The sequence below is a fragment of the Streptomyces sp. GESEQ-35 genome, from assembly GCF_017948485.1.
In the GTDB taxonomy this organism is placed as follows: domain Bacteria; phylum Actinomycetota; class Actinomycetes; order Streptomycetales; family Streptomycetaceae; genus Streptomyces.
This window is the reverse complement of sequence record NZ_JAFFSX010000023.1, coordinates 190663-196913: the sequence shown is the minus strand read 5'-3', so window position 1 is coordinate 196913 and position 6251 is coordinate 190663. Positions and strand designations below refer to the sequence as shown.

Annotated in this window: 6 protein-coding genes; 4 read left to right on the top strand and 2 right to left on the bottom strand. The window is 70.9% G+C overall.

Annotation, left to right across the window (positions count from 1 at the left end):
- On the bottom strand, positions 1-1245 hold a 1245-nt coding region (locus tag KCH87_RS35200), incomplete at its 3' end, for a sensor histidine kinase (RefSeq protein WP_210591744.1).
- 128 nt (positions 1246-1373) lie between these two features.
- Entirely contained in the window at positions 1374-2678 is a 1305-nt protein-coding gene (locus KCH87_RS35195) for a sensor histidine kinase (protein ID WP_210591743.1), read from the bottom strand.
- Between the two features lie 196 nt (positions 2679-2874).
- Here KCH87_RS35195 and KCH87_RS35190 point away from each other — a divergent pair, with 196 nt between their 5' ends.
- The 4 genes from KCH87_RS35190 to KCH87_RS35175 are packed head-to-tail and all read left to right on the top strand — an operon-like array spanning position 2875 to position 6249.
- Positions 2875-3270 (top strand): NADH-quinone oxidoreductase subunit A, encoded by a 396-nt coding sequence (locus tag KCH87_RS35190; RefSeq protein ID WP_230396310.1) that lies wholly within the window; start codon positions 2875-2877, stop codon positions 3268-3270.
- Positions 3261-3917, top strand: coding sequence for an NADH-quinone oxidoreductase subunit B (locus KCH87_RS35185; protein WP_210591738.1), 657 nt, complete (start codon positions 3261-3263; stop codon positions 3915-3917). Before KCH87_RS35190 ends, KCH87_RS35185 begins: the two co-directional genes overlap by 10 nt.
- Entirely contained in the window at positions 3914-5284 is a 1371-nt protein-coding gene (locus KCH87_RS35180) for an NADH-quinone oxidoreductase subunit C (protein ID WP_210591736.1), read from the top strand. Before KCH87_RS35185 ends, KCH87_RS35180 begins: the two co-directional genes overlap by 4 nt.
- On the top strand, positions 5281-6249 hold the full coding sequence (locus tag KCH87_RS35175) for a complex I subunit 1 family protein (protein WP_210591734.1): 969 nt from the start codon (positions 5281-5283) through the stop codon (positions 6247-6249). Before KCH87_RS35180 ends, KCH87_RS35175 begins: the two co-directional genes overlap by 4 nt.
- Positions 6250-6251 lie beyond the last annotated feature (2 nt).

The window sequence follows — 6251 nt, the reverse complement described above, 5'->3', positions numbered from 1 at the left end:
GCCCCCCCCCCCCCCCCCCCCCCCCCCCCCCCCCCCCCCGTCCCCCCCCCCCCCCCCCCCCCCCCGCTCCCCCACCCGCCACACATCCACCGCCGCCCACGTGGCCCGCGAATGCTTGCTGATGTTCTGCAACAGCTCCGACACCGTGAAGTAGGCGATCCCCTCGATCGCCGGCGCCGGCCGCTGAACCAGATCGACCTCGACCTGCACCGGCACCGTGCACCGGGACGCCACCGCGGACAGCGCCGCATCCAGCCCCCGGTCCGTCAGCACCGCCGGATGAATCCCCCGCGCCAGATCGCGCAGCTCCTGCAACGCCGTCTTCACCTCGCCGTGCGCCTCGCCCACCATCCGCGCCGCGGCCTCCGGGTCCTCGGTCAGCTTCTCCTTCGCCAGCCCCAGATCCATGGCCAACGCCACCAGCCGCGCCTGCGCCCCGTCGTGCAGATCCCGCTCGATACGCCGCAGGTCGGCCGCCGCCGTGTCGACCACGACCCCCCGGTCCGACTCCAGCTCCACCACCCGCGTCGCCAGCCGCGACGGCCCGAGCAGCCCATGCACCAGCAGCCGGTCCACCGTCGTCAGCGCCCGCACGATCCACGGCGTGGCCAGCGTGAACAACAGCCCCACCAGCGCCGTCACGGTGATCTCGAAGGGGTTGTCGAGGTAGACGTGGTGGGTCTCGTCGCCGTACAGCTGTAGGCCGTCCTGACCGCCGTACATCGGGAAGAGCCAGAACCACAGCGGATACGTCAACAGCGACCAGCCGATGGACCAGGCGGTCACGGAGACAACAAACGAGAACACCGCCCAAGGAAAGTGCAGCACCGAGTACAGCAGCGCCCGCCACGAGGAGCCGCTCTTGAGAACGGCCCCCATCCAGGACATCGCGCCGGGCCTGCGCATCCGCAGCGGTTCGGGCGCGGCCACCTCGAGCCCCAGCAGCCCCCGCGCCCGCGCCCGCTCCAGCGACCCGAACCCCCGGCACCCGGCGAGCCCCGCTGCCAGCACCGGAACCCCGAGGAAGGTGACCAGCAGGCCCGCGCCCAGCGACACCATCGTGACGGCGTAGGTGAAGAGCAGGATGCTGATCGGCAGGCTGAGCAGCACATACGTGAACTCGCGCCAGCTGCGCGCCTCGAACGGTGCCCGCAGCCCCGCCGGCAGCCGGTGCCGCCTGGTCTCGGTGGGGTGTCCGAGCCCGCTGTCGCGCGGGGCGTAGCCCTGTCCGTACTCCGTGGCCATCGGCGTCGTCCGTTCTACTCGGCCTGCTCGTCCTGTCGTACCGCGGCTGTGCCGTCGAACTCCCACACTGCTCTGCCGCAGGTCCGCGGACCATGGAGTCCGTCGGCGTCTTGAACGGGGGGTTTTCCCTACCTCTGGCCACCCGCGTCCGGCGCGCGGTCCCGCCACGGCAGCTCGGCCGTCACGGTCGTCGGGCCGCCCGGCGGAGAATCGACGACGAACAGGCCGTCCACGGCGTCCAGCCGCTCGGCGAGACCGCTCATCCCGGTCCCGCCCTCCCGTCGCCCACCACCACCCTCAACCGAATCGCTGCGCGATGTACCTCCATTTCCTAGCCGCGCACCCCCGAGCCCGTCGTCCCACACCTGAATCAGCAGCCGGTCGGCCGACCGCCACACATCGACGGACGCGGTCCGCGCCCCGCTGTGCTTGCTGATGTTCTGGAGCAGCTCGGAGACGGTGAAGTAGGCGATGCCCTCGATCGCCGCGGCCGGTCTGGCGTCCAGGTCGGCCGTCACCTTCACGGGCACGGTGCAGCGCGAGGCGACGGAGGAGAGCGCCGCGTCCAGGCCACGGTCGGTGAGGACGGCGGGGTGGATGCCGCGCGCGAGGTCCCGCAGCTCCTGGAGGGCCAGCTTCACCTCGCCGTGCGCCTCCTCGACCATCGCCGCCACATGTTCGTCGGCCTGTCCCTCCAGCAGCTTCTCCTTGGCCAGGCCAAGACCCATGGCCAGGTTGACCAGCCGGGCCTGCGCCCCGTCGTGCAGATCCCGCTCGATACGCCTGAGGTCGGCGGCGGTCGTGTCGACCACGACCGTCCGGTCCGACTCGAGTTCGGCGATACGGCGTTCCAGCTCGTCCGAGGGCGACAGCAGGCCGCGCACCATCGCCCGGTCCGCGTTGGTCAGCCCCCGCGCGATGAACGGCAGCACCGGCCACAGCACGAACAGCGAGGTCAGCGCGATGACGAAGGTGACGATGCCCCAGGGCAGCCGGATGAAGTCGTACAGGATCGTGCGCCAGCCCACCGGGTCCTTGAGCGCCATCCACAGCCGCGCGAAGATACCGTTTCTGCGGCTGCCCAACGGCAGCGGACTCGGCTCGTCGATCCGCACCCCGAGCAGCGCCCTGGCCCGCTTCCGCTCCAGCTTGCCGAGCTGTCGCGCGCCCATCAGCCCGAGCGCGAGCAGCGGCAGGCCGATCACCGTGACGGTCAGCCCGGCACCGAGGAACAGCACAGTGGCGACGTACACGAACCCGAACAGCGCGACCGGAAGGTTCGCCAGCAGATGCGCGATCTCCTTCCAGGTCTGCCGGTCGTAGGCGAAACGGGCCGGCGGTAGCCGTTCGGCGTCGGTGGCGGTGACGTCGTATCGAGACGTGCCGGTGGCATCGGCGCGGGGTCTGCCGTTGGTGGGGACGCGTGCGGTCATATGGGCTAGCGTGCCGCGCGACGGGCCGCCGCGCCATGAGGTCGACCGCCGGGTTCTACGGGGGAAAACCCCACCCCTGTGGAGCAAGGCGTGACGACCTGCTTACCGTCTCTTTAGCAGGGCCTAGACTCCGGTGCGTACAGATCGTCGAACGCAGGGTTCACGTGGGTCACGAGGTCAGGGAGTGAGGTCGGACGTGCGCGATTCGACCGTCGTCGTCGCGGCGGACTACTTCCAGTCGTACTCGGTCGTGGGGCTGCTCGCCGTCATCGGCGTGCTGTTCGTCGCCGTCGCCTTCGGGGCCGGCCGTCTGCTGCGGCCCGTGGTCCCCACCCCCGAGAAGCTCCTGACGTACGAGTGCGGCGTCGACCCCGTCGGCGAGGGCTGGGCCCACACCCAGGTCCGCTACTACGTCTACGCCTTCCTCTACGTCATCTTCGCCGTCGACTCGATCTTCCTGTTCCCGTGGGCGACGGTCTTCGCAGCGCCCGGCTACGGCGCGGCGACGCTCGTGGAGATGTTCCTCTTCCTCGGCTTCCTGGCCGTCGGCCTGCTGTACGCCTACAAGAAGGGAGTCCTGGCATGGACGTGACACCTTCTTCCGACGTGACTTCTCCTGCTTCAGAGCCTGTTCTGCTGCCGGAGCCGAAACGGCTGGGCGCCCTCGCCCGCCTCGCCCCCGAGCCGATGAAGGTCGTCCTGAACTGGGGCCGCCGCTACTCCCTCTGGGTCTTCAACTTCGGCCTCGCCTGCTGCGCGATCGAGTTCATCGCCGCGTCGATGGCCCGTCACGACTTCATCCGGCTGGGGGTGATCCCGTTCGCCCCGGGGCCGCGTCAGGCCGACCTGATGGTCGTCTCCGGCACGGTCACCGACAAGATGGCCCCCGCGGTGAAGCGCCTGTACGAGCAGATGCCCGAGCCGAAGTACGTCATCTCGTTCGGCGCCTGCAGCAACTGCGGCGGCCCGTACTGGGACTCGTACTCCGTCACCAAAGGCGTCGACCAGATCATCCCTGTGGACGTCTATGTGCCCGGCTGCCCGCCCAGGCCCGAGGCGCTTCTCCAGGGGATCATCAAACTTCAGGAGAAGATCGCTCGGGAGTCACTGGGGGAGCGGTACGGAACTCCCGCGGGACGCCCGTCGGTGGCGGCCTTGCAGAGCGGGTTGGTACAGCCGCCGGGCTCGGCTTCGGATACGGATACGGATTCGGCTTCGGATTCGGGGGAGGGGCGATGACCACGGTCGGCTGGCTGCCTGCCCCCGCCGAGGAACTCTTCGGCCCTGAGGCCACGGCCGAGCAGTCGTACGAGGTCCTGACGGTCGACGTTCCGGTGTCGGCCTGGATCACGGCACTCCGGATCGCCCGCGACGAGTTGGGCTGTACGTACTTCGACTGGCTCAGCGCGGTCGACGAACCCGGCACGGGTTTCCGCGTCGCGGCCCACGTCGTGGCCCTCTCGCCGGTACGACGTCTACTGCTCCGTACGACGGTTCCGCACGAGGCCCCGACACTGCCCTCCGCCGTCGGTGTGTACGCGGGCGCGGCCTGGCACGAACGCGAGACCCACGAAATGTTCGGCGTCACCTTCGAGGGCCACCCCGCACTGGACCACCTCCTTCTGCCGGACACCTTCGAGGGCCACCCCCTCCGCAAGGACTTCGTCCTGGCCTCCCGCGTGGTCAAGGCCTGGCCGGGCGCAAAGGAACCGGGCGAGTCGGAACACGGCGGTCCCAAGCGCCGCCAGATGCTGCCCCCGGGCGTCCCCGACCCCAACGAATGGGGCCCCCAGAAAGGCCAACTCCCGCCCGCCCCGGCCCGACCGGCACGGGGCGCCGCGGCACGCGGGGCCGGTGAACGCCCTGCGCGAGCGGCGGGGGCCGGCGCGGGGGAGCGTCCAGTACGCCGCGCCCGCACGGCCTCGGAGGGCTCGGCGAGTCAAGGTCGCGCGGAGGGCCCGGCAGGCTCGGCAGGCTCGGCGGGGCAGGGTGCCGGGACGCCGGGGGGCGCTACGGGGAGGGCCACGCCGGGGAGCGTCCCGCCCGCGCCGGAAGGCACACCTCCGGCGACCTCAGCTACTCCGGGTGCTCAGGGGGCTCCTCAGACTCCCGCGGCTCGACCGCGTCGCTCGCGAGGCGTGAGCGAAGGCTCCTCGTCGCAGCGCGCGCAGCCGCCGACGCCGGCGGGCGTGGAGGCGGGCGCGGAGAACTCCGCCCCAGGCCAGCCGCCCGCGGCCCCCCGCAGTGCGGACGCCCCCTGGCACCACGCCCGCCCAGCCTTCGACGAACCCGAGGCGAAGGGAACGGCGCCGGGCTCGGCGCCGAAGCCCACCGAGGAACGGGCGTCCGCCGAGCCGGCCGGCGAGGCCGCGTCGGAGTCAGAGTCGGAGCCGTCCAGCGAGGCTGCGTCGGAACCGGAGCCGTCCAGCGAGGCCGCCTCGAAGCCGGAGCCGTCCGCCGAGGCCACCCCGAAGTCCCGCGACAAGCACGCCGAGGCCACCCCGGACACGCCGACTCCTGAACCCTCGGCCCCTGAACCCTCGGCCCCCGAAACCTCAACTCCCGAATCCTCGGCCCCCGAAGACCCCGCAGGAGGTCCGCAGTGAACGACGTGCTCGACGTCACCCTGCGACTCCTGATCGTCTTCGTCGTCTTCCTCACCTTCCCTCTGATCATCGGCCAGACGGAGCACAAGGTGATGGCCCACATGCAGGGCCGCCTCGGCCCCATGTACGCCGGCGGCTTCCACGGCTGGGCCCAACTCGTCGCGGACGGCGTGAAGTTCGCGCAGAAGGAGGACGTGGTCCCAGCGGGCGCGGACCGCCGTATCTTCCAACTCGCGCCTGCCGTAGCCCTTCTCCCGTACCTCCTGGTCCTCCTCGCCATCCCCATCGGCCCGGGCGAGGGCGCGGTCGGCGAGGTCATCGACGCGGGCATCTTCTTCGTCCTTGCGGTGATGGGCGTAGGCGTCCTCGGCTCACTCATGGCCGGCTGGGCCTCCGCCAACAAGTTCTCCCTCCTCGGCGGCCTGCGCACCGCCGCCCAACTCCTCGCCTACGAACTCCCGATGCTCCTCACCGCCGCCTCCGTCGCCATGGCGGCCGGCACGGTCTCCCTGCCCGGCATCCTCGACGCCTTCGAGTGGTGGTGGCTGCCCTGGCAGATCGTCGGTGCGATCGTCTTCTTCGTGGCGGGGCTGGCCGAGCTCCAGCGCCCCCCGTTCGACATGCCGGTGGCCGACTCGGAGATCATCTTCGGCGCGTACACCGAGTACACCGGCCTCCGCTTCGCCCTGTTCCTCCTCGCCGAGTACGCCGGAATCGTCGTCCTGTGCGGTCTGACCACCGTCCTCTTCCTGGGCGGCTGGCACGGACCGTGGGGTGCCGACGGGCTCGGCTGGGTCTGGACCCTGCTGAAGACGGCCGTCCTCGCCTTCATCGTGATCTGGCTCCGCGTGACCTACCCCCGCCTGCGCGAGGACCAGCTCCAGAAGCTCTCCTGGACGCTCCTCGTCCCCCTCTCCCTCGCTCAGATCGCCGTCACCGGCATCGTGAAGGTGGTGATCCAGTAACC

Bases quoted from the DNA above. Each gene is read 5' to 3' on its own strand.
- KCH87_RS35180 (WP_210591736.1), top strand. From the start codon at position 3,914: ATGACCACGGTCGGCTGGCTGCCTGCCCCCGCCGAGGAACTCTTCGGC.
- KCH87_RS35185 (WP_210591738.1), top strand. From the start codon at position 3,261: ATGGACGTGACACCTTCTTCCGACGTGACTTCTCCTGCTTCAGAGCCT.
- KCH87_RS35195 (WP_210591743.1), bottom strand. From the start codon at position 2,678: ATGACCGCACGCGTCCCCACCAACGGCAGACCCCGCGCCGATGCCACC.